The organism is Microbulbifer sp. HZ11 (assembly GCF_000708675.1).
In the GTDB taxonomy this organism is placed as follows: Bacteria; Pseudomonadota; Gammaproteobacteria; order Pseudomonadales; family Cellvibrionaceae; genus Microbulbifer.
The window spans coordinates 836,552-858,467 of sequence record NZ_JELR01000001.1; the positions used below are offsets into that span (position 1 = coordinate 836,552).

The window sequence follows — 21,916 nt, forward strand, 5'->3', positions numbered from 1 at the left end:
CACGTGAAATTAATGTTACTTCCCATGCACAATGCGCAACATATCACCAATTTGGTAACGAAAGTGCCACACTTTTTGACATTTCATGCTCTTTCGCCCCAAATCCCGATTCAGACCAGACGCACAATCCTGTCTTTCCTTGCGCAACCATGGTTTTGCGCAAGTCAGGCACCGACGGGGCTCGACGGTTCCGCACGCCGATCGCTCAAGGCCAGCTCGGGAATGTCGGCAATATGCAGAGTCGATGTCGGGAAGGCACAGGAAGCGCCCTGATCCTCGACAATCTTCAGAATCTTCAGCAATACATCCTGCTTGATTTCGTGATAGCGCACCCAGTCGGTGGTCTTGGTAAATGTGTAAATAAAGAAATCCAGGGACGAAGGCGCAAACGAATTGAAGTTTACGATCAAGGTCTGATTGGTATCGATCTCAGGATGATTCTCGAGCATGGTGCGCACCTCTTTAACGATGGGCGCCATTTTCTGTGCGTCGTCATAACGAATACCAATCGTTTCGTAAATTCGACGATTCAGCATTCGGGATGGGTTTTCTACCGATATCTGGGTAAACACCCCATTGGGTATGTAGAGCGGACGCTTGTCGAAAGTGCGAATACGTGTGAGGCGCCAGCCGATATCTTCCACTGTGCCCTCGATTTCCTTTTCTGGTGAGCGCACCCAGTCTCCCACTTTGAATGGTCGATCCAGATAGATCATCAAACCACCGAAGAAATTCGCCAGCAAATCTTTCGCCGCAAAGCCGATCGCGAGGCCGCCGATGCCCCCCATCGCCAGAATACCGCTGAGGTTGTAGCCCAGCCGCTCCATGACAACCATTGCCGCGGTAATCAGAATAGAAGCGCGAACCAACTTGCCAATCGCACGTACCGTGGTGGTATCGATGGGTTTGCGTGTATAGCGTGGGTCCGCCATGTTCTGCTCGACTTCTTTTGCAAATCGCAGCGCAAACCAGGTAACCACCACGACAAACCCGATGGCCCGCGGCTTACCTTCGAGCCAGAGCAGGAGCTCGGCGCCGGTGGCATCACCGGCACGGGCGGCGGCGAACGTGAGCCCCAACAACCAGACCAGAATCGACGCGGGCGGATTGATCGAATTGACCAACGCATCATCCCACGGGTTGACGGTGCGCTCGGCGCGCTCCCGCAGCCGGTTGACAAAAATTCCAAGAATCCACGATGCGGTTGCCGTAATTAATACGATGACGAATACTTCGGCAATCCAGAAGCGGTCATCCCCCACCAGGGAGCGCAAAAACGCTATAACTGACTCCACAAACAACTCCATTGGCTACTGACTTTATTGCTGTGCTCACTAACACGCGCTGTGTTTTTATCAAAGATTGAGCGGTATTTACATCCAGGAGGCCAGCCACTGACGGGTTTCCTGCCAGCGCGGACTAGCCTCCAACACCTCCCAGGATTGAATTTTCGCACGGCCACGCATGCGCTCCAGTCGCTGACTGGATGCAGGATCTGGCGTAAAACCCTCCAGCGCTTCCAATACCTCTTTTGCACCGGCGCGATTGTTACACACAACGCCCATGTCACACCCCGCAGCCATAGCCGCGTGAATTCGCTCCCGGTAGCCGCCGGCGGCGCCAGCCCCCTCCATGGTCAGATCGTCGCTGAAAATCACACCATCAAACTTGAGACGTTTGCGCAGGATCTCCTGTAACCAGAAGCGCGAAAAGCCCACCGGATTTTCATCCACCCGGGCAAAGCGAATATGTGCGGGCATTACCGCCTCCAGCTCGCCGGCAGCAATACACTCGCTAAAAGGCGTGCAATCGGTAGCCAGAACCTCTTCCAGGGAGCGCTGATCCACCGGCAGTTCTTCATGGCTATCTTCCAGCACCTGCCCATGCCCCGGGAAGTGCTTGCCGGTAGTCGCCATGCCGGCGTCGTGCATCCCCGCCATAAAAGGGCGGGCTTTCTCCGCCAGTCGCAGTGGGTCCTGCGCAAAACTGCGGTCGCCAACAATGCGACAGAAGTCATCGTCCGCATCCAGTACCGGTGCAAAACTGAAATCGATGCCAACCGCCAGTAACTCCGCGGCCAGCAGCCAGCCCACATCTTGCAACTGCTGCTTGTCGGCGCGCGCGCTCAGCGCCTGCATAGACGGGATACGGGTAAACGAATCGCGGAAGCGCTGCACTCGCCCACCCTCCTGATCCACCGCCAACAGGATTTCAGGGCGCACAGCGCGAATTTCTTCAATCAGCGCCTCCAGCTGCGGACGGCTTTCAAAATTGCGCGCGAAAAAAATCAATCCACCGACATGGGGGTGCTGCAACAACGCGCGGTCTTCGTCGGTGAGGGAGTGCCCCTCCACATCAATCATTACCGGGCCAATCGGCTTAGACATCGGCATGAACTCCAAGATGAATTAACGGTTGTCGCCGGTACTGCCCCTCGGCGCACTAGCCCCCGGAACCTGTCCCGACCCCACTCCTGGCATTGGCGCGGTCAGCATGGCCACTGCGGCCGGCGCCAGGCGCGCCAGGGTTTCTTCCAAGCTACTCTCGGCGCCAAAATCTTCCCGAAGGATAGCTTCAATGGCGTCAAAGCTCGAAAGAGAAAACACTGTGGCGCCGAGCATAAAGTAAAGACGCCAATAAAAGGTCACTGGATCGACATGGGGCAGGGCCGCCGCCAGCTGCCCCGCGAAACGCCGGTAGCTGTCACCGTAGCGAGAGACGATAAATCGCCGCAGATGGCCCTGAGATTGGGTGTAAGCCAGCCCGAGCAAGCGCATAAAGCGCTTGGGGTCGCGCCCCTGACTGGCAAGACCGGCCAAAGCAACGCGGTAGAGGCTCTGCAGGAGGTCATCCAGCTGTAAAGGTTCGCTGGCCGCGCCCCGCCGGGTCAGCTCGCGATTCAGAATTTCCGTAAAAGGTGTAAGAAAGCGCTCGAAAACCGCCTGAATCAACTCTTTTTTAGAACCAAAATGGTAATTCACCGCCGCCAGGTTCACCCCGGCAGTACTCGTGATGGTACGCAGCGAGGTCTCCGTGAAGCCTCGCTCTGCGAACAGAACTTCCGCGGCGTCCAGAATACGATGGACCGTGTCTGTCTGACTCATGCCGATTTCACACCAATTCAAACCAACAATTAAAACGCTCGTTTTACCCGGAGACTAGCATATACCGCCAGCGATGAAACCTGCGCTATTGCGTTGCCCCTCGCAGAAAGCCCCAGTACAGAGTGCGCCGCCAAAGTACCAAGCCCGCAACCGGCACATTAGAACGGGTATATCGGCTCTGAAAGCGCCGGGAAGGAACCGAAGGCGGACACATCACAACAGTAATAGAGGAGGAGCATGCCATGGCACGAATCGCTCCGGAAATTGGCAATTGGTTTGAAAATTTCGACACAGGCGACCTCTTCGAAGTGGTTGCCGTAGACCACCCCGCGCGCACCATAGAAATCCAGTATGTCGACGGGAGCCTGGATGAAATCGATTTCCAGAACTGGCCTGGGATGCCGGTCATCGGCGCAGCCGCGCCGGAAGATCCAAACGCCGGGTACGGCACCGTTGCGGATGAAATGCAGGACGAGGAAGACGCCGGCTACCGCAGTCCGATTTTCTCCCCTGCACAGAGTGCAATCGATCGCCTGGAGGGTGAATCCTTTCCCGGTACCGACGAGGGGTTCTGACCGACTCCGGCCATAACTGGCAACCACAGTACGGCACTTGTGCAAAGCACCGTGTGCTCCGTCGGCACAGATTCCAAATCTTCGGATAATCGGCACTTGATTGCGCGCCCCTGAAATCTGTATATAATCACAGCAACTGTATAAAAATACAGACAACAGGAAGGCGCTCATGACAAACCTCACCGCACGCCAGGCTCAGGTACTGGAATTGATCAAATCCTATCTGGATGACACCGGCTACCCGCCCACCCGAGCCGAAATTGCCCAGGAGCTGGGCTTCCGCTCTCCCAATGCGGCGGAGGAGCACCTCAAAGCGCTGGCGCGTAAAGGCGCAATCGAAATGATCGCCGGCGCATCCCGCGGTATCCGTATTCCCGATTACAACAGCGGCCTGCCTATCGTTGGCCGCGTGGCCGCCGGCAACCCGATTCTGGCGGAAGAAAATATCGAAGAGTATTGCGAGATTCCCGCCGAGTTTTTCCACCCACCGGCGGATTACCTGCTGCGGGTACATGGTATGAGCATGAAAGATGCCGGTATTCTTGACGGGGATTTACTGGCGGTACAGCGCACCGACAATATCCGCAACGGGCAGATTGTGGTCGCGCGCATCGAGGACGAAGTGACGGTAAAACGCTTCAAGCGACGCGGCAATCAGGCGACGGTGCAACTGCTGCCGGAGAACCAGGACTTTGATGTGATTGAAGTTGATATGCGGGATCGCAGCTTTGCCATTGAGGGTCTGGCGGTGGGTGTGATTCGACAGAATCCTATCTGATGTTGGCGGTGTAAGCGGCGAGCCCTCAGGTTTTCTGGATCCCGGCATTCGCCGAGTGGACAAATCGCCAAACATTCCGTGTCTCGTATTTCGAATATAAAAAACAGGGCTTTAGCCCTGTTTTTTATGTCTGCGAATTAACCACAGAATGATCAGTGAATGGTGTGCTCGGTCAGATCCACGTCTTCTTCCTCGAACGGCTCCGGCTCCATCTCATTGATGTCCTGTACCGCTTCGATACCAGCCTCAAGCATGGCGCGGGCTACCGCCACCTTGTGTTCCCGCAGAAAGTGCTGGCTCTCGTCCGAGAAATGAATACGTACCAGCGGTTCCCCTTTGTGACCAGCGCGTCGCAGCGCCACATCACCATTGGACAACTCAATGATTTCGTAAGTCTCGGTAGACATTCACTTCTCCAGTAACCGCGTGATTTGGAGCAGTGTAACACAGCGGCGCCTGATTAATCAGCGGGCCGCAGGTGATAGGTTTCGCGACAGACGCTCACCACTCCTGACTGTGTGCCCGCTGGCGCTGAATCAACTCGGACAGGCTCCGGTGCCACTGTTGGACCCGCTCCCGGGTCAGAGGCTGCTCTGGTGCGACCTCAGCAGAATCCAGCTGACGCACGGGAATCATCGATTGAACGCCCACCGACGTGGTGGATTGTGCATGACCCGAGGACCCGGAGGCGCTCAACACCCATAACTTGTGCCAGGCGGCAAAGAGGCCTGCAAACCAGCTGTCCGGGTTTTCAGCGAGATTGACCAGTTCACTGGCCTCGCCGCTGAATTTGCCCCGCTGGGCCACCAGGTTTGCCAGCGCTTGAGCCGTTTGCGGCTCGGCACCTGCGGCGAACCCCAGCTGCATCTGATACCCCTGCTCCGCCAGAAACCCCCGGTATCCCCGCCACAATTGCAGAACCGCGGCCTCCAGCAGGGAAGCTTCCAGGAGAGGCGTATCGTCCACTTCGGCACTGGACTGCAGCAGCAGCTGTGCCTTGCGTAACGCCGACGCCACGGTACCGGTGTAGGGATTACTCAAACTGCATTACCCCCTAGTCTTTCTCCCAGATTTTCTGGATCCCGGCATGCGCCGGGATGACGGATAGCGGCCTCCCGGCCAATCACTTGGCCGGGGATTTTTTGGCTACTGCCTTTTTCTTCGCCGGCGCTTTTTTGGCTGCAGCTTTCTTGGCCGGTGCCTTTTTAGCGGCAGCCTTTTTCTTGGCCGGAGCTTTTTTCGCCGGGGCATCTACCTGCCACTTACCATCGCGATAGAACGCCTTCCAGCCCGTTGCCTTGCCCTCTTCTTCACTCTGGACGTACTGCTCCTGCGTCTTGCGGCTGAAGCGCACAACGGTGTCACGACCTTCGTTGTCTTCGGTAGGCGCCGAGAACAGGAAGCTGTACTTCGGATCGATCTCATCCTTATGTGGCAACAGCTCCTTGACCAGCGGAGCGCGGGTCTCGCGATTTTTCGGGAACTGGCTGGCGGCCAGGAACAAGCCGGATGCGCCGTCGCGGAGTATATAGGTATCCTCAACTTTCTCGCAGGCCAGTTCCGGCATGGGTACCGGATCCATTTTCGGCGGTGCTGGCTGACCACTCTTCAGGAGTTTGCGGGTGTTCTTGCAACTCTCGTTAGTACACCCGAAGTACTTGCCGAAGCGGCCGGATTTCAGCTGCATGTCCGACCCGCACTTGTCGCACTCGATCACCGGGCCGTCATAACCCTTGATCTTGAAGGTGCCCTTCTCCACTTCAAATCCACTGCAATCCGGGTTATTACCACAGATATGCAGCTTGCGATGCTCGTCCACCAGGTAGTTATCCATGGCGGTGCCGCACTTGGGACAGCGGCGCTTATCCCGCAGCTGGCGGGTTTCCGCATCTTCGTCTTTCTCCGCATCAACCGCTTCTTCACCGGACACCAGGTTCATGGTGTTGGTACAGCGCTCTTTGGGCGGCAGCGCATAACCGGAACAGCCGAGGAAGACGCCGGTGGAGCCAGTGCGAATCTGCATGTGGCGACCGCATTTACTGCACTCGATATCCGTGTCCGTTGGCGAGTTGCGACGCATGCCGCCCTCTTTATCCTGAGCTTTCTCGAGCCGCTTGCTGAAGTCGGAATAGAATTCATTCAGCAGGTCTTTCCAGCCTTTCTTACCCTCCGCCACCGTATCCAATGACTCTTCCAGGCTGGCGGTAAAACCGTAATCCATCAGATCAGTAAAGCTTTCACTCAATCGATCTGTGACGATATCGCCCATTTTCTCCGCGTAAAAACGACGGTTCTCCAGGCGCACGTAGCCGCGGTCCTGGATGGTGGAAATAATGGATGCGTAGGTGGACGGACGGCCGATACCACGTTTTTCAAGCTCTTTTACCAGTGCCGCCTCACTGAAACGCGCCGGCGGCTTGGTGAAATGCTGTTTCGGATCCAGCTTTTTCAGATTCAGCTTTTCACCGACCTTGATGTCCGGCAGCACCAGATCTTCGTCTTTCTTGCTCTGCGCGGGCGCGACCTTCAGGAAACCGTCGAACCGGATGACGCGGCCACGGGTGCGCAGCTCAAAATCACCGGCAGTAACCACCACAGAGGTGGAGGTAAATTGTGCGGGAGTCATCTGACAGGCCACAAACTGCTGCCAGATCAGGGTATACAGGCGCTCAGCATCGCGCTCCATGCCCGACAGCATGTTCGGCTTGACCCGCACATCAGATGGCCGGATCGCTTCGTGCGCCTCCTGAGCCCCTTCTTTGCTGCTGTAGCGGTTGGGGTTTTCTGGCAGGTACTTCTCGCCGTAATTCTCGCCGATAAATTCGCGCACGGAAGCCACGGCTTCGGCACTCAGGTTTGTGGAGTCGGTACGCATATAGGTGATGTAACCCGCCTCATAGAGTCGCTGGGCCATCATCATGGTTTTCTTCACGCTGAAACTGAGGCGATTACTCGCGGCCTGCTGCAGCGTGGAAGTAATAAAAGGTGCACTGGGCTTTGAGCTGGTGGGTTTGTCGTCCCGTGCACTTACGGTGAAATCGCTGGACTGCAGCGCCTTCAGCGCTGCCATGGCCTGTTCTTGGTTGGTGGGCTTGAACGCTTCACCAGCCTGTTTTTTCACTTCCAGGCGCAGGGCGTCTGATTTGGCGGTTTGCGTATCCGCAAACAGAGTCCAGTACTCCTCGGGGATAAACGCGCGGATTTCACGCTCGCGCTCCACCACCAGTTTTACCGCTACGGACTGCACGCGACCGGCAGAAAGACCACGGGCGACTTTTTCCCACAGCAACGGAGAAACCATGTAGCCCACGATACGGTCTAGGAACCGGCGCGCCTGCTGCGCATTGACTCGGTCGATATCCAGAGGGCCCGGATCTTCGAATGCTTCCTGGATCGCGGACTTGGTGATTTCGTTAAACACCACGCGTCGGTAGCGCTGCTCATCACCACCAATGGCTTCCCGCAAGTGCCAGGCGATGGCCTCTCCCTCGCGGTCCAAGTCCGTTGCGAGATAGACGTGGTCGGCATTGGCGGCCAGCTTACGCAGCTCGTCCACCACCTTTTCTTTTCCAGGAAGAATTTCGTAGTGGGCTTCCCAGTTGTGGTCCGGGTCGATACCCATGCGCTTGATCAGCTGCTCACGGCTTTTCTTGCGCTTGTAGATCTCTTTCGCTTCCGGCGATAGCTTGCGGGTTTCCGCTGCCCGGCGCGCGCGCTCTTTGGGATCCACGGCCTGTTTCGCCGATGCACCGGTAGGAAGATCCCGGATATGACCGATACTGGACTTCACCACAAAGTCCTTTCCGAGATACTTGTTGATCGTTTTTGCCTTCGCCGGCGACTCGACGATGACCAGTGATTTACCCATAAGCTTTTGATTTTTAATAGAAAATTTACTGCTCACGCACCCGGCACCAGAATCCGATTGGGCGGTGCGCTGCGCGAATATATATGCTCCGCCCCCAGTGTGGTCAAGCAAATCGGCAAAATCAGAGTCAAATTGGTTACCAATTCCTGACTCATATTGACGCCTGTGACCGACGATTGCGGGGATGGTTCAACCGGTTAAAACAGTAGCCCAGATCTGCCTGGCGGCCAGTTTCACCTCTCGCAGGGGTCTGTTCAAACCTCACCCGACTCGCTGCGTGTGGGCTGTCTTATTGCTTCTTCTATTACCGGCCGCTGGACGGCCAGCGCTTGCTGAATTTTTGCGAATCCGACGTCACCGGTGCGCTCCCGCCATTGCACACCGAGGCCGCTGTCATTGGCAAATATCGCGGTGACATCGCTCGGCAGCATCGAAATCAACTCCCTCAGCGGTGGCTGCGCCGCTTCCGGGGCGGCGCGCCCCTTGCGCCAGTCCCATGTCCCCTCGAAATGCATTTCGTGAGACATACGCTGCATTTCCAGCACCCACCCGGTGTTCAGCCGACGCGGGTTACGCCACTGGGAAAAGTAGGTCGCCGCAGTGCCCTCTCCTATCGCGGCGGGCAGGGTCTGCATTTGCACTTTCAAACCGGCACTGGCAGCCTTGTGACGTAATTCAGCAAGCTTACGATCGCGACTGCTGGGCTTCAGCCACATAACCGGGCCAATCACCAGCACTACGGCGAATATGATGACTACGATGGGTACCCAGCTGGCCATGATGGTATTCCTGTCTAGAGGTCGCAATTTGCGCAGTAAAGCGTCTCCCAAAAGCAGAGACACCCAATTGAGGCGCGCATTTTTCTCTGCAACGGGGCGGTTGTGTCAAGTCTGTTTTTTTAAAGTAGACTGAGTGAAGGCATCGGCGCCCGGATTTTGTTACCCGTTTGCCGCACATTCACGCATGAGATATGTGAACTACCAACGGAGATTGAGAGGAGCCCATGTCAGGCTATAAGAACATTCTGGTAGGACTGGACCTATCGGTGGAATCTTCCCAGGTATTGGCGCGCGCGAGCGATATTGCCGCCTGTTCCGGCGCGCAAATGAGCCTTGCGCACATTATCGAGCCACTGACTTTCGCTTACGGCGGCGACATTCCTATGGACCTGTCTGAAGTGCAGGAACAGCTGCAAAACCAGGCAAAAGAACAGTTGCGCAAGGCCTCGCAGGGCCTGAATATTCCCGCGGAGCGTCAGTACGTGGTGCTCGGGCAACCGGCCACGGAAATTCACCGCCTGGCGGAGGAAAGCGGCTGCGATCTGATTGTGATTGGCAGCCATGGGCGCCACGGCCTGGCGTTGCTGCTGGGATCTACCGCAAACGGTGTATTGCACGGAGCTGGCTGCGACGTCCTGGCAGTACGGGTTCACCCACCGAGTGACTAATCGAGCGGACAGGCTCCAGGGCGGGTACTGACGTACCCGCCCTGGAAAGGTGAACCATCAAAGGGTTACATGCTATCCAGCTCTGCCCACCGTTCAAACGCTTCTTCCAGCGCTGCCTGCAAATCCGTCAGTACCTGTAAGCGCGCCTGCACCACACCACTGTCTTGCTGATAAAAGTCCGGCGCACCGACTTCCGCCTCCATCGCGGCGATCTCACTTTCCAGCTTTTCAATCTGTGCTGGCAACGCATCCAGCTCCCGCTGCAGTTTGTAGCTGAGCTTTTTCGGTTTTACTGCCGGCTTATTTGCGTCGATGGAGGGGGCGACCACTGGCGTCTTTTCATTTTCCGCAGCCTGTTTGCGCGCCTTCAACTGCTCTTCAGCACTGAGAAACTTGCCGCCCTGCCGAACAAAGTCTTCATAGCCGCCGACATACTCCCGCACCACGCCATTGCCCTCGAATGCGAGGCAACTTTCCACCACATTGTCGAGAAATGCACGGTCGTGGCTCACCAACAGTACGGTCCCGGAGAAATCCAGCAGCAACTGTTCCAATAACTCCAGCGTCTCCACGTCCAGGTCATTGGTCGGCTCGTCCAGCACAAGAATATTGGCCGGCTGGCTGAACAGCTTGGCAAGCAGTGCTCGGTTGCGCTCTCCACCACTCAGGGCGCCCACCTTGGTACGGGCCTTGACGCCGGTAAACAGGAAGTCGGCAAGGTACCCCATGACATGCTTGCTGCTGCCACCGACCTGGATGTTTTCACGGCCCTCAGCGATATTGTCCACCACGCTGAGATCGGGGTTGAGCACATCGCGACGCTGATCAAAATACGCCACCTGTTGCTTGGTGCCGAGGCGGATACTGCCCTGTTGAGGCTTGAGATCCCCGAGCAACAGCTTGATCAACGTACTTTTGCCGACACCATTGGGGCCGATCAGACCCACTTTGTCGCCGCGCATCAGGGTGAAATTCAGATTGCGGATTAGCGGTGCCTCGTCGCCCTGCTCCCCAGCATTCTCGCCTCCAAAACCGAAGGTGACGTTTTTCATCTCCGCCACCAGCTTGCCCGACTTTTCGCCAGAATCCAGAGACATTTTCGCTACGCCCTGCCGATCACGGCGAGCCTTGCGCTCATTGCGCAGGGCCTTCAGTGCACGTACACGTCCCTCATTGCGGGTGCGGCGGGCCTTGATGCCCTGCCGGATCCAGGCCTCTTCCTGGGCCAGCTTTTTGTCGAACAGGGCGTCATTGCGCGCCTCTTCCTCCAGCTGTTTCTCTTTTTCCTGCTGATAGCGGTCAAACGGGCAGTTGAACACCCGCAAAATACCGCGATCCAGATCCCACACGGTATTGGCGAGCCGCTGGGCCAGAGCGCGGTCATGGCTGACAAACAGCAGCGCCCCGCGGTAGCTGGACAAGAAATCTTCCAACCACTCTACGGCGGCGATATCCAGATGGTTGGTCGGCTCATCGAGAATCAGCAGATCCGGCTCCGTCACCAGTGCCCGCGCGAGCGCGGCGCGGCGCTGCCAGCCTCCGGAAAGATCCTGCACCAGCGCACCCTCATCCAGATCCAGCCGGTCCAGCACGCTGTCTATTTTTGCCAGCAGTTCCCAGCCGTGCGCATTTTCGATCTTTGCCTGCAGATCGGGGTTCTGACTGTCGCGATATTCGGCGAGCCAGGCGCCAACATCGCCCAGGCCCTCGGCAACGTAACGGTAAACGGACTGATCGCAATCCTCCGGCAGCGCCTGCTCCAGTGTGGCGAGTACCATCCCGGTCTGGCGAATGATCTCGCCCTCATCCGGGTCGCCCTTGCCGCCGATCAGGCTAAGCAGGCTCGATTTACCCTCGCCATTGCGGCCCACCAGACAAATCCGGTCACCGCGATCCACCTTGGCGCTCACACCATCCGCCAGAACCTGCACGCCATAGCGCAATCCGACGCCATCCAACTGAAGCAACATAATTAACCACTACAATGTCTTTGAGACGTTCAAACAAATCGGAAACGGGAAAGTCAGGATGACCGCTCCACCCAGTTTGTGTCAGCGTCCGTGTAAAAAGGGCATTTTACGCATTATTCTTCATCCCATCGAATAAGCGATTTCTCAATCGGGTTTTCAGTATGTCGATTGGCAGCAAGGGATTCGCCACTCTCTTTACCAGCCTCACCATCACGGTTGCCGTTCTACTGGCCTGCCCGGCCTCTGCGCGGGCAGCAGATACCGCGGAAGCCAAGGCCGCCGTCGCACAGCGGGAAAAGCTGCAACAGGCACGCCTTGCCATTGCCAACAATGACCAGCGCCGCTTGAACGCGCTCAAGAAAGAGCTGAAAGACTATCCTCTGCTGCCCTATATCGAATACTGGGAGCTCAGCAAACGCCTTCCTCGCCTGCCGTATGACGATATCGATGCGTTCCTGGAGAAGTATGAGGGCACCGCGCTCGGTGACTGGATGCGGATACGAGTACTCCGCGAACTGGGCGGCCGCGACCGCTTCAAGGCGTACCTGAAATACTATGACCCGGAAAAAGTTCGCCGCACCCAGCTGCGCTGCTATTACGTCGACGCGCTGTCCCGCTATGGCGACAAGCAGCAGGCGTACGACCTGATCGCGGAGCTTTGGACCGTGGGCGCATCACAGCCAAAAGAGTGTGACCCGGCTTTCGCGCGATGGATGAAAGACGGCGGACTCACGCCAGCCCGCACCTGGAAGCGCCATACCCTCGCGGTGCAGTCGGGCAACCTGGACCTGGCTGCCTATATCGCCCGTCAGCTGGATAAAACCGGTGCCGCCCGGGCAGAACTGATGCGAACGGTGTACCGTAAACCCGAACAGATCCTCGAATACAAAAAGTTTATCCGTGACGAACCGGAGTACCGCGACATCGTCAACATTGGCCTTCGGCGACTGGCCGTCAAGGACGCCCCCAAAGCCAGCCAGGCGTGGGACCGATACAGCGCAAGCTACCTGTTCAGCGACGAAGAGCGCGACGATTACCTGCAGTATCTCGCCTTGCGCTTCGCCCGTCAGGACGACAAAAAAGGGCTGGAAGCGCTGATCGAAAACAATCCGGGCTTTTACGACCTGCGCACCTCCGAATGGCTGATCCGCCAGTCACTCCGAGAAATGGACTGGGCACAGATTGAATTCTGGATTGACCAGCTACCGGCGGAGGATCAGAAGCTGGACCGCTGGTTGTACTGGAAAGCCCGCGCCATTGAAGAGCAGCTGGCGAACGCCAATAAGAAAGACCCGGCGCGCCAGGCGCTGGCGAAGAAGCTTTACCAGCAGGCCGCGACGGAACGCAGTTACTATGGCTTTCTCGCCTCCGATACCATTGGAACCGACTACAGCTTTGTGGATCGCCCGGCGCCGATCACACCTAAACTGGTGAATGAAGTAGCAGCGCGCCCCGGCATGCAGCGCGCCCGTGAATTGCAGGCCATCGGTGAGTTTTACCATGCGCGGCGGGAGTGGGACTATGCCACGGATCCGATGACCACCGAAGAGTTGATGACCGCAGGCAAGATTGCCAGCACCTGGGGCTGGTACCACAAGTCCATCCAGTCAATTCTCGCCGCGGATTATCTGGACGATCTTGAACTGCGTTTTCCGCTGGCGTTTTCCGACATCGTCAGTGATGTAGCCAAACGTATGGGCAAAAAAACCGCACTCAACGACTATCTGGTACTCGCCGTTGCCCGCCAGGAAAGCCACTTCAGTCACGATGCAAAGTCTCACGCCGGCGCCATGGGCCTGATGCAACTACTGCCGTCCACCGCACAGGCGACCGCGCGCAAGGCTGGCGTTCCCTACCGACGTAGCTGGGACCTGCTGAATCCCAGCACCAATATCAACCTGGGTGCTTACTATCTGAACTCGCTACTGAACCGCTTTGACAACAATCGCTTCCTTGCCGCCGCCGCCTACAACGCCGGCCCGACGCGAGTATCGCGCTGGCTGAAAGACACCAATAAACAGCTGCCGTTTGACGTATGGATCGAGACCATTCCCTACAGTGAAACCCGCAAGTATGTGCAGAACGTGCTCTCTTACTCGGTAATTTATGCCTACCGCAGTGGCAGCAAAGCTCCCCTGCTCAACAAGAATGAGGCGGAATCCAAGTGGTGAAGCAGTGCCGCAATCGGGCACCGATGCAGAAAATTAGCCGAGAAGCGTTCGGGGAGGATAGATCACTCGCGCCTTTCGGCCAGCCAGACATCCAGCTCTTCAGCGGTAAACGGCCAGCATAGAACATCGTCGGTCGCGCCTAGTCCAACCACCGGAATGCTCCAGCCAAAAAGCCGACTCAAGGTCTCGTCATCGGCGATATCCACCGGGCGGAGCCGCAACTGATATTTTTCCAGCAGCGGCCAGATTTCCACCTTGGCTTTTTCACACAGGCTGCAGCCCAGTGTGGTGTAGAGAAGCAGATCCCGTTGTTCCACGGACTACACCAACCCCTGACCCTTTGCCCACATAAAACCGGCGATACCGGCACAGGACAACAACACACCCAGCCAGATCCACCCGCTGATGCCTCCGGCGGTAGCCGATTGCGAACCGCCGGCGTGCCCCGGAGAAACCCCGCCGCTGCCGGTAATTTCCCTCACCAGCCCCCGATGCTCCCCCTGCCGCCCACGCTGCATTGCCTGATCCAGCGTCGCGCTCTGACGCGTCGCTTCCGGCATGGCAACAGCCTGGCGCACCGTGGTCTTGTCCAGATCGTCCGCCGGACCCACAACACTGAAGCTGAGACTGTCAAATCGCAGTTCATCACCGCGGCGCACCCGCGACTCCGTTATGCGCTGGTTATTCAGAAAGGTGCCATTGGCGGACCCGAGGTCCACCACGAATAACAGGCCTTCGCGTACCTCGAGGCGCGCATGTCGGCGGGACAGATGGGACATGGCAAAGGTGAGGTCACATTCGTCGGAGCGCCCGACCACACTGGTTTCCCGCACAGGGAATACCCGCCCCACAATGGCGGGATGGTTGGCACGCAGCGCCCAGGAAACATTGGCCGCGTTGCCGGCGCTCTTCACGCGGGTAACCTTCGGATCTACCACGGCGAGATTGCTGTTGCCCAGCTGGATCCGGTCATTCCGGCACACCGCACAACTGCTCTCCACCGGTTTACCATTGACGGTCACCTGCCCGCCACCAGAGAGATTGCGCAATTCCAGCTCTTCGCCGTCCACCAGAATCTCAGCGTGCAGCTTGGCGACAGACGGGTCAGCCAGTGTCAGGTCACACTGACTTCCCCGCCCAATGGTGACCTTGGGCGCTACCAGCCACACACTCTGGCTGGCGTCTTTCACGTCACACAATTTCAACATGGTTTGGGCTTCCTTGAAGACGCCAAAAAGCGTACAATTTTTAACCAATCACATTGATCGACACGGGGGCTCAGCTCTGAGCAGAGACTGCAAGACCGGTGACTCCGAGTGTCGATGCACCAAATTACCGCCAGCCTGGGGCCTGTGGCGGTCATTTTTCAAATTCAGCGTGTCTGAAAATATCGCCGGCAGTTTATCACGGCCAATTTCATTGGCCTGTGATTCCGTTTGCAGCTTACAATGCCCTCAGGCTCTAGTATGGAAGCGCGATTTACCTCAAGGAACCCCACCCCACGGATTTCAGGGGCGGAAAGAGGCAAACCACAAGTTTGGCGCTTTCGACAATAACGACAGGTAACAGGTAGTTGCATACCAGTGAGTGAAGCCAACCTACGGGAACACCCCAGTGGTGTGAGCCAACCCGCCGTCCGCGCAACCACGCGCAGTGCCGGCGCGACCCACACCGGATATCGCCGTGAACAGAACGAGGACGCGTTCTGGGGTGACGAGACCCGCGGAGTCTGGGTGGTGGCCGATGGCCTCGGCGGCCATCAGGCTGGGGAAATTGCCAGCCAGACCGTTGTCGAAGAGATTCAACGATCCTCAGCTACTGATCGCCATTACGAGCAGGCTCTGCGTCGCGCACACGCCTTACTCGCCGGCGACGAGGGAAGCGCTACCGCCATGGGCACTACCGCCGTTGTGGTTGCGGAAGATGGAGCCTATTTCCATATCTACTGGGTAGGCGACAGCCGAGCCTACCTGTGGACCCCGCCAGAGAGTCATGGCGAGGAACCAACCGCCTCTGATAATACCCGCTCACCCCACGGTTCACTGAAGCAGCTCACCGTGGACCACTCCTATGTACAGATGCTTGTTGATTCCGGCGCGATCAATCAGGAAGAAGCGGCGAACCACCCCAATCGACACGTCATTACACGCTGTATCGGCGGCTCTGCAAACCCGAGCCTCGAGATCGACCGCGCCTCTTTTTCCTGGGGCAGCGGGCAAAAACTTTTGTTGTGCAGCGATGGATTAAGCAACGACGTGAGCGCCGCGGAAATCTGCCAGGTACTCACCGAAAACCCCAATAACCAGCGCGCCAGTGAATTACTCATTGCTGCGGCACTGGATGCCGGTGGTCGCGACAATATCACCGTGCAGGTCATCAGCGCTCCCAACAACGATGCTGAAGGTGAAGCCGGCGAAAATGCGCACAGCTCTGACAAAAATGGTCAGCCGACATTCGAAAACCGGAACTTCCGCACATCCCAGCAGCCACCTGTGTCCGATAAATTTCGTTTTGCACGGGGCACACTGATCCGCAGAATCACTACACTTGCGATAATTTTTTCGCTAAGTGTTTACGCGGCCTGGCAGCTGCTGATCGGATAATAAGGAATGGGTGCGAATGGAAGTAGTCAGCAGCGGCATCGCCTCGCTGGAAATTCCCGGCTACCAGATCCTGAAGAAAATCAATCAGGGGGGCATGTCCACTGTTTATCTGGCGACCCAGCGCAGCATGGGACGCCAGGTGGCCCTCAAGGTCATGTCGCCGGTTTTGAATGCCGATCCGATTTTCAGTGAGCGCTTTCAGCGCGAGGCCAATATCGTTGGCCAGCTCTCCCACCCCAACATTGTCGCCATCCACGATATCGGCCGCTACCGCAGCCTGAACTACATCGCGATGGATTACCTGCCCGGTGGGTCCGTGGCCGACGCACTGACCAAGGGCGCCATCGAACCCCTGGAAGCCCTGCACATTACCCGGCAGATCGCCATGGCCCTGGATCACGCCAGTAAAAAAGGCTATGTGCACCGTGACCTGAAACCGGAAAATATCCTGTTCCGCGAGGACGGCTCCGCGGTACTCACGGATTTTGGCGTTGCACGGGCGGTGGCCCGCACCACGCGAATGACCAACACCGGTATGGTTGTGGGCACGCCGCACTATATGAGCCCCGAACAGGCCCGCGGTGCCGCGGTTGATGGACGCGCAGACCTCTACAGCCTGGGTGTGGTATTTTATGAAATGCTGACCAGCGCGGTGCCCTACCAGGCAGAAGAAGCGGTCGCCATTGCCATCAAGCACCTGACCGATCCTATTCCGCGCTTGCCGGCACGCCACTCCCTGTACCAGGGGTTGATCGACCGTTTTCTTGCCAAAGACCCGGAGCAGCGCTTCCAGCGAGGCCTGGATGTGGTTGATACCATCGACCAGCTGCTGGCCGCGCTCGATGGCAAAACTCCGGCGCCGAACACCAAGCTGAACAACACTTCGGTGCGTGTCTCCAGCCTGCTGCGCGCTCTGATAATGACACTCTACGGCACCTTGACCGACCGCCTGTCAGCGACCTGGGCCCGGCTGCGCGACAAGCCGTTGCACCAGCAGAATCCACGCGCTGAGCAGCAGACCATCATGCGCATTCAACAGGTCATGCAACAGGCCACACCGGAGAAAAAGCGCTCCTGGCTATTCGCGGGCATGCTCGGAGTGAGCTTTTGCCTGGCCTGGATTCTGTTCAGTCTGTTCAGCAACAAGTTTCAGTGGCAAACAGAGTCCGGGCTGGTGAATAACGCGATGGACATGACATCGCAGGTACTGCTGCCAGCCAACATCACCAAATCCGTCGAGCCGGTGCCATCGGTGAATAGCCTGCCGGGCCCAACCCAGCCTCAACCCCTGCCAGGTACCGGATCAGCAGCCGATCAGATTCGTCCTGTGCTTCGCGATACCACAGCTACCGGACTGGATGGAGGCAATTCTGACTCAGACCACGCCACAGCAGAAAGCCTCGACGGAAACTCGGGATCACACGTTATCGTCGATGCAGATACCAGTGCGGGTGATGGAATACATACCGAGATCACACCACCGGCCGCTGAAGTACAGGAAGAGGTCATTGCCACCTATGCGCTGATGGTTTCCGCCAACCCTGCGGATGCGCGTATCCGGATCATGAATATCGTCCCCCGATATTCTCCAGGTATCGCCCTGGAGCCAGGTCGCTATGATGTGGAGGTAAGCAAGCCCGGGTACGTTACTGTGCGGCGTTGGGTCGAGATCAGCAGCGCCGATGTCAATCTTGCCGTGCAGCTCGAGCGCAAGTTTTTCCCGGGCAAATCCTTTCAGTCGCCGCTGAAGGATGGCGGAAACGGGCCGGAAATGGTGGTGGTGTCACCGGGCTCCTTTACCATGGGCAACAATGCCCGCCCGTTCACCAGCCCGGAACACAAAATTACCATTCGCCGCCCCTACGCAATCGGCGTGCATGAAGTCACGTTTAACGACTATGACCGATTCGCAAAAGCCACGGGGCAGGGCCTCCCCGGAGACCAGGGGTGGGGCCGCGGTACACGCCCGGTCATCAACGTCAGCTGGCAGGAAGCGCAGGAATACGCGCAATGGCTGAGCGAACAGACGGGGCAGAAATACCGCTTGGCCAGTGAAGCCGAGTGGGAATATGCCGCCCGCGCGAACAGCGATGCCCTGTACTGGTGGGGCGACAGCAGCGCACGGGGTAAAGCCAACTGTCGCCGTGGATGTGCCAGTGAATTCAATTCACTGTTTTCAATATCCAGCGCGCCCGTTGGTCACTACAAGGCAAATAAATTTGGACTTTACGATACCGCAGGTAACGCTGGTGAATGGGTGCAAGACTGTTTCCTCGGTGATTTCACCAATCACCGCAGTGATGCGCGCCCGGTTCAGCTGAAAAACTGCGACCTGCGGGTAGTACGTGGCGGCTCAATGCGTGAACCTCTGCGTAACATCAGTTCCGATTACCGCACCGGCCTCAATGAACAGGCCCGCTCCAAAGAAGTCGGTTTCCGCCTGGTGATGGAGCTGTAAGCTTTACCACACAAATGAGATCGCGCAGCTCAACGCGCGCGAATTTCCCACACGTTGTGGATCTTCGGATTGCGTTGAAAATCCTTGTCCAGCAATCTGGCTGACAGGTTTTCCACCGCAAACGCACTCTGGATATTCTCATCCATCTTGAAGCTGCGCAGATTGTTGGAAAACAGCAACACACCACCGCTATTCAGTAACGCCATACACTGGCGAATCAGGTCCGGGTGGTCCCTCTGGATATCCAGGATGCCCTGCATTTTTGCGGAATTCGAGAAGGTTGGCGGGTCGAGGAAAACCACATCGTAATGCCCGCGCCGATTGTCCTGGGCGGCCTTCAGCCACTGAAGGCAATCGGCCTCAACCAGTTGATGGCGATACGGGTCCAAGCCATTTTCACGGAAATTTCGCTGCCCCCAGGCCTGATAGGTCTTAGATAAATCCACACTGGTACTTTCACTGCAACCACCCAGAGCTGCCTGTACCGTGGCGGTTGCGGTGTAACAGAACAGGTTCAATATCCGCTTGCCGCTGGACAGCCTGCTCAGGTATTGACGCACCGGGCGATGGTCCAGAAACAAGCCAGTATCCAGATAATCCCACAGATTGATTTCCAGTCTCGCGCCGTACTCTTCCACCCAGAAAGTGCGCGCACCTTCCGGGTTCTGATCATCGCGTTTACGACCACCACGCCTGTGGTTTGTTTGCTTCTGGTACTGACTGCCACTGTCTTTATGGCTATGGCGGCGGCGCTCTTTGATAGAGATATTTTCCGGGGCCAAATCCAGCACCTGACGGGTCGCGCGCACCAGATCCATCAGACGAGCACGCGCTTTCTGTTCCGGTATATTTGCCGGTGCGCGATATTCCTGAACGTGCGCAAAGTGCTCCCCTTGCAGAGACTGATAAACGTCTATCGCTGCCGAATACTCGGGCAGATCCGCATCGTAAAGGCGATAACAAGAAATTCCGTTGCGGTGCGCCCACTTACCCGTCGTACGGAGGTTTTTCTGCAGGCGGTTGGCCACCATCTGCGCCTCTTCGGACAAGCGTGGCGCGCGGCCTTCCGCCCCACGCCCAGTCTGCGCATGTACGTCAAACAGGAGCAACTGACTGTGGATGCTGCCATTAAACAGCTTGTACTGTTTGTGGGAACGAAGACCGGTGGAATGACACAGTTCCGGGTTTCCGGTAAAGATTGCCGCTTTCCAGCCGCCAAACTCCCGCTTCAGTTGCTGCCCCAGTTCGGCATAGGTTTCCCGCAGGGCCTCCTGCTCACCAAGACGTTCACCGTAAGGGGGGTTAACAATCACAAGTCCGGGGGTCACTTCCCGGTGACTGGGCACCTTGAATGCGGCGACCGGCCGGCAGCTGACTCGCACATGTTTGTCCAGACCTGCCCGCGCAATATTGGATTCAGCCGCAAAAAGAACCTTGGCATCGGCATCGTAACCGCGGATTTCCGGCAGGGCTCTTGCCAGGCCCTCCGCGCGCCGTTGCAACGCCTCTTCGCGCAGGGACAACCAGATATCACTCTGGTGATTGAGCCAGCGTTCGAAACCGAACACCTCGCGCAGCAGACCCGGCGCTACATCGGCGGCCATCAGGGCCGCTTCCACCAGAAAAGTGCCGGAACCGCACATGGGGTCCAGAAGGGCCCCGCCCTCCTCGGCAATTTTGGGCCAACCGGCACGCAATAGAAGAGCCGCGGCGAGGTTTTCCTTGAGTGGAGCGGCACCAATATGTGTGCGGTAGCCACGACGGTGAAGGCTGTCGCCGCTGAGGTCGATGGCAATTTCCAGCAGATCACGGTGTAACCGCAACATGACGGAGAGGTCCGGTTCGCGCTTGTCTACATCCGGGCGTGCACCAGTAACCTTGCGCAAGCGGTCAACGATCGCATCCTTGGCTTTCTGCCCACCAAACTGACTGTTGCGAATTTGCCCATTGGTCCCCGAAAACTGGACCCATAACACGCCATTCGGGCTGATGTGCTCTTCCCAGGGCACATCGGCCACCGCGCGATACAAGGCTTCCGCGTCCTCAATCCGCGACTGCCCCAGGTTCAACAGTATCCGATTGGCAATACGGCTCCACAGATTGACTCGGTAGCCCATGGCAAGATCGCCCACAAACCGCACTGCCGCCGGCTGTTCTTTCTCAACGGTCGCACCCAGCTGCCGCAGCTCCTCTGCAAGGACATTTTCCAGGCCTTTCGGGCAAGTGGCGGTAAATTGGTACTTCTCAGTCAAGGGATAAACCTCACAGGGCCGCAGAATCACAGTCGATTTCCCTGCGGTGATAATCAATGCCATTCTGGCAGAATTGGCGTGGCCATTCTGGCCACGCGGTGCATTCGTGGCGCAAGCATACCGCAATCGGAGATTCTGTTCTGCCCGCTCTGCTCCTGCCCAAGACAACTTTTCTCGGCCTAGATGGATTGTGCCTAAACCCGTGGCTTTTCATAAAAAATGGTTCGTTCCCGGTGGCGCGTGAATTTGGTTAACTGCAGCTCTTCTCAGCGGCCAGGCTCCACAATAAGCTGGAAATCAGGAAGGGGGGAAAATGAGTGACGTCGGCTCGGACCTTCCGTTGGTACGGCCGACACGAAAACCAGAATGAGGTATCACATCTATGAAACGCCAAAAACGTAATCCGAACGATAGAGCTTTCCACAAAGGTTACGTTGCTGCCGTTCAGGGCAGAAACCATGACAGCTGCCCTCACGAGAACGGATCACTACACCAGGAATGGGTGAACGGGTGGCGACAGGGGCGAGAGGATATCTGGAGTGGCTTCGGGCGTGCCGCCCAAGCCCAGCGCATGGAGAGTATGTAGCGGACAGGTGGTGAAATCACCTCTCTTTCGACAACAACTTCTACACTGAAAACTTAACGGTTTTACTCAATGTAACGCATACGTTTGTCACGTGCTTGTTTCGT

At 57.3% G+C, this 21,916-nt stretch carries 18 protein-coding genes; 7 read left to right on the plus strand and 11 right to left on the minus strand.

Annotated elements, in window-relative coordinates; genetic code table 11:
• Positions 1-164 precede the first annotated feature (164 nt).
• The 3 genes from AU11_RS03615 to AU11_RS03625 all read right to left on the minus strand — a co-directional run bounded on the left by AU11_RS03615 (position 165) and on the right by AU11_RS03625 (position 3,104).
• Positions 165-1,307 carry a mechanosensitive ion channel family protein gene (locus AU11_RS03615; RefSeq protein WP_051686918.1) on the minus strand — a complete coding sequence of 381 codons (1,143 nt, stop codon included), beginning with the start codon at positions 1,305-1,307 and terminating at the stop codon, positions 165-167.
• A gap of 66 nt (positions 1,308-1,373) precedes the next feature.
• Positions 1,374-2,387 (minus strand): beta-N-acetylhexosaminidase, encoded by a 1,014-nt coding sequence (gene nagZ, locus AU11_RS03620; RefSeq protein ID WP_043316493.1) that lies wholly within the window; start codon positions 2,385-2,387, stop codon positions 1,374-1,376.
• A 21-nt stretch (positions 2,388-2,408) separates the two neighbouring features.
• Positions 2,409-3,104 (minus strand): TetR/AcrR family transcriptional regulator, encoded by a 696-nt coding sequence (locus AU11_RS03625; RefSeq protein WP_043316494.1) that lies wholly within the window; start codon positions 3,102-3,104, stop codon positions 2,409-2,411.
• A 242-nt stretch (positions 3,105-3,346) separates the two neighbouring features.
• On the opposite strand from AU11_RS03625, the gene AU11_RS03630 reads away from it, so the two are divergent.
• Together AU11_RS03630 and lexA are read left to right on the plus strand one after the other, a co-directional pair.
• Entirely contained in the window at positions 3,347-3,679 is a 333-nt protein-coding gene (locus tag AU11_RS03630; RefSeq protein ID WP_051686919.1) for a DUF6763 family protein, read from the plus strand.
• A 169-nt stretch (positions 3,680-3,848) separates the two neighbouring features.
• The gene (lexA, locus tag AU11_RS03635; RefSeq protein ID WP_043316495.1) at positions 3,849-4,457 is read left to right on the plus strand and encodes a transcriptional repressor LexA; all 609 of its coding nucleotides are present in this window, start codon (positions 3,849-3,851) and stop codon (positions 4,455-4,457) included.
• A 152-nt stretch (positions 4,458-4,609) separates the two neighbouring features.
• Here the strand turns inward: lexA and AU11_RS03640 are convergent, their stop codons facing one another.
• The 4 genes from AU11_RS03640 to AU11_RS03655 all read right to left on the minus strand — a co-directional run bounded on the left by AU11_RS03640 (position 4,610) and on the right by AU11_RS03655 (position 9,104).
• Positions 4,610-4,864, minus strand: coding sequence for a hypothetical protein (locus tag AU11_RS03640; protein WP_043316497.1), 255 nt, complete (start codon positions 4,862-4,864; stop codon positions 4,610-4,612).
• Positions 4,865-4,958: 94 nt separating this feature from the next.
• A complete protein-coding gene (locus tag AU11_RS03645) occupies positions 4,959-5,498 on the minus strand; it encodes a DUF6586 family protein (protein ID WP_043316499.1) in 540 nt (179 codons plus the stop codon).
• A gap of 82 nt (positions 5,499-5,580) precedes the next feature.
• Positions 5,581-8,325 carry a type I DNA topoisomerase gene (topA, locus tag AU11_RS03650; RefSeq protein WP_043318076.1) on the minus strand — a complete coding sequence of 915 codons (2,745 nt, stop codon included), beginning with the start codon at positions 8,323-8,325 and terminating at the stop codon, positions 5,581-5,583.
• A gap of 254 nt (positions 8,326-8,579) precedes the next feature.
• A complete protein-coding gene (locus AU11_RS03655) occupies positions 8,580-9,104 on the minus strand; it encodes a hypothetical protein (protein ID WP_043316501.1) in 525 nt (174 codons plus the stop codon).
• A gap of 224 nt (positions 9,105-9,328) precedes the next feature.
• Here AU11_RS03655 and AU11_RS03660 point away from each other — a divergent pair, with 224 nt between their 5' ends.
• On the plus strand, positions 9,329-9,772 hold the full coding sequence (locus AU11_RS03660; protein WP_043316503.1) for a universal stress protein: 444 nt from the start codon (positions 9,329-9,331) through the stop codon (positions 9,770-9,772).
• A 65-nt stretch (positions 9,773-9,837) separates the two neighbouring features.
• On the opposite strand, the gene abc-f is transcribed toward AU11_RS03660, so the two are convergent.
• Positions 9,838-11,742, minus strand: a complete 1,905-nt coding sequence (gene abc-f, locus AU11_RS03665) for a ribosomal protection-like ABC-F family protein (protein ID WP_197023752.1) — start codon at positions 11,740-11,742, stop codon at positions 9,838-9,840.
• 161 nt (positions 11,743-11,903) lie between these two features.
• Here abc-f and AU11_RS03670 point away from each other — a divergent pair, with 161 nt between their 5' ends.
• Positions 11,904-13,913 carry a transglycosylase SLT domain-containing protein gene (locus AU11_RS03670; RefSeq protein WP_043316507.1) on the plus strand — a complete coding sequence of 670 codons (2,010 nt, stop codon included), beginning with the start codon at positions 11,904-11,906 and terminating at the stop codon, positions 13,911-13,913.
• A 62-nt stretch (positions 13,914-13,975) separates the two neighbouring features.
• Here the strand turns inward: AU11_RS03670 and AU11_RS03675 are convergent, their stop codons facing one another.
• On the minus strand, positions 13,976-14,230 hold the full coding sequence (locus AU11_RS03675) for a glutaredoxin family protein (RefSeq protein WP_043316510.1): 255 nt from the start codon (positions 14,228-14,230) through the stop codon (positions 13,976-13,978).
• A gap of 3 nt (positions 14,231-14,233) precedes the next feature.
• The gene (locus AU11_RS03680; RefSeq protein WP_043316511.1) at positions 14,234-15,121 is read right to left on the minus strand and encodes an FHA domain-containing protein; all 888 of its coding nucleotides are present in this window, start codon (positions 15,119-15,121) and stop codon (positions 14,234-14,236) included.
• A gap of 375 nt (positions 15,122-15,496) precedes the next feature.
• Between AU11_RS03680 and AU11_RS03685 the strand changes: the two genes are divergently transcribed.
• Positions 15,497-16,516 (plus strand): PP2C family serine/threonine-protein phosphatase, encoded by a 1,020-nt coding sequence (locus AU11_RS03685; RefSeq protein WP_043316514.1) that lies wholly within the window; start codon positions 15,497-15,499, stop codon positions 16,514-16,516.
• A gap of 16 nt (positions 16,517-16,532) precedes the next feature.
• Positions 16,533-18,974 carry a bifunctional serine/threonine-protein kinase/formylglycine-generating enzyme family protein gene (locus tag AU11_RS03690; RefSeq protein WP_043316517.1) on the plus strand — a complete coding sequence of 814 codons (2,442 nt, stop codon included), beginning with the start codon at positions 16,533-16,535 and terminating at the stop codon, positions 18,972-18,974.
• A gap of 29 nt (positions 18,975-19,003) precedes the next feature.
• On the opposite strand, the gene rlmKL is transcribed toward AU11_RS03690, so the two are convergent.
• Positions 19,004-21,226 carry a bifunctional 23S rRNA (guanine(2069)-N(7))-methyltransferase RlmK/23S rRNA (guanine(2445)-N(2))-methyltransferase RlmL gene (gene rlmKL / locus AU11_RS03695; protein ID WP_043318079.1) on the minus strand — a complete coding sequence of 741 codons (2,223 nt, stop codon included), beginning with the start codon at positions 21,224-21,226 and terminating at the stop codon, positions 19,004-19,006.
• Between the two features lie 382 nt (positions 21,227-21,608).
• Here rlmKL and rmf point away from each other — a divergent pair, with 382 nt between their 5' ends.
• Positions 21,609-21,812 (plus strand): ribosome modulation factor, encoded by a 204-nt coding sequence (rmf, locus tag AU11_RS17975; RefSeq protein ID WP_081847914.1) that lies wholly within the window; start codon positions 21,609-21,611, stop codon positions 21,810-21,812.
• Positions 21,813-21,916: the final 104 nt, after the last annotated feature.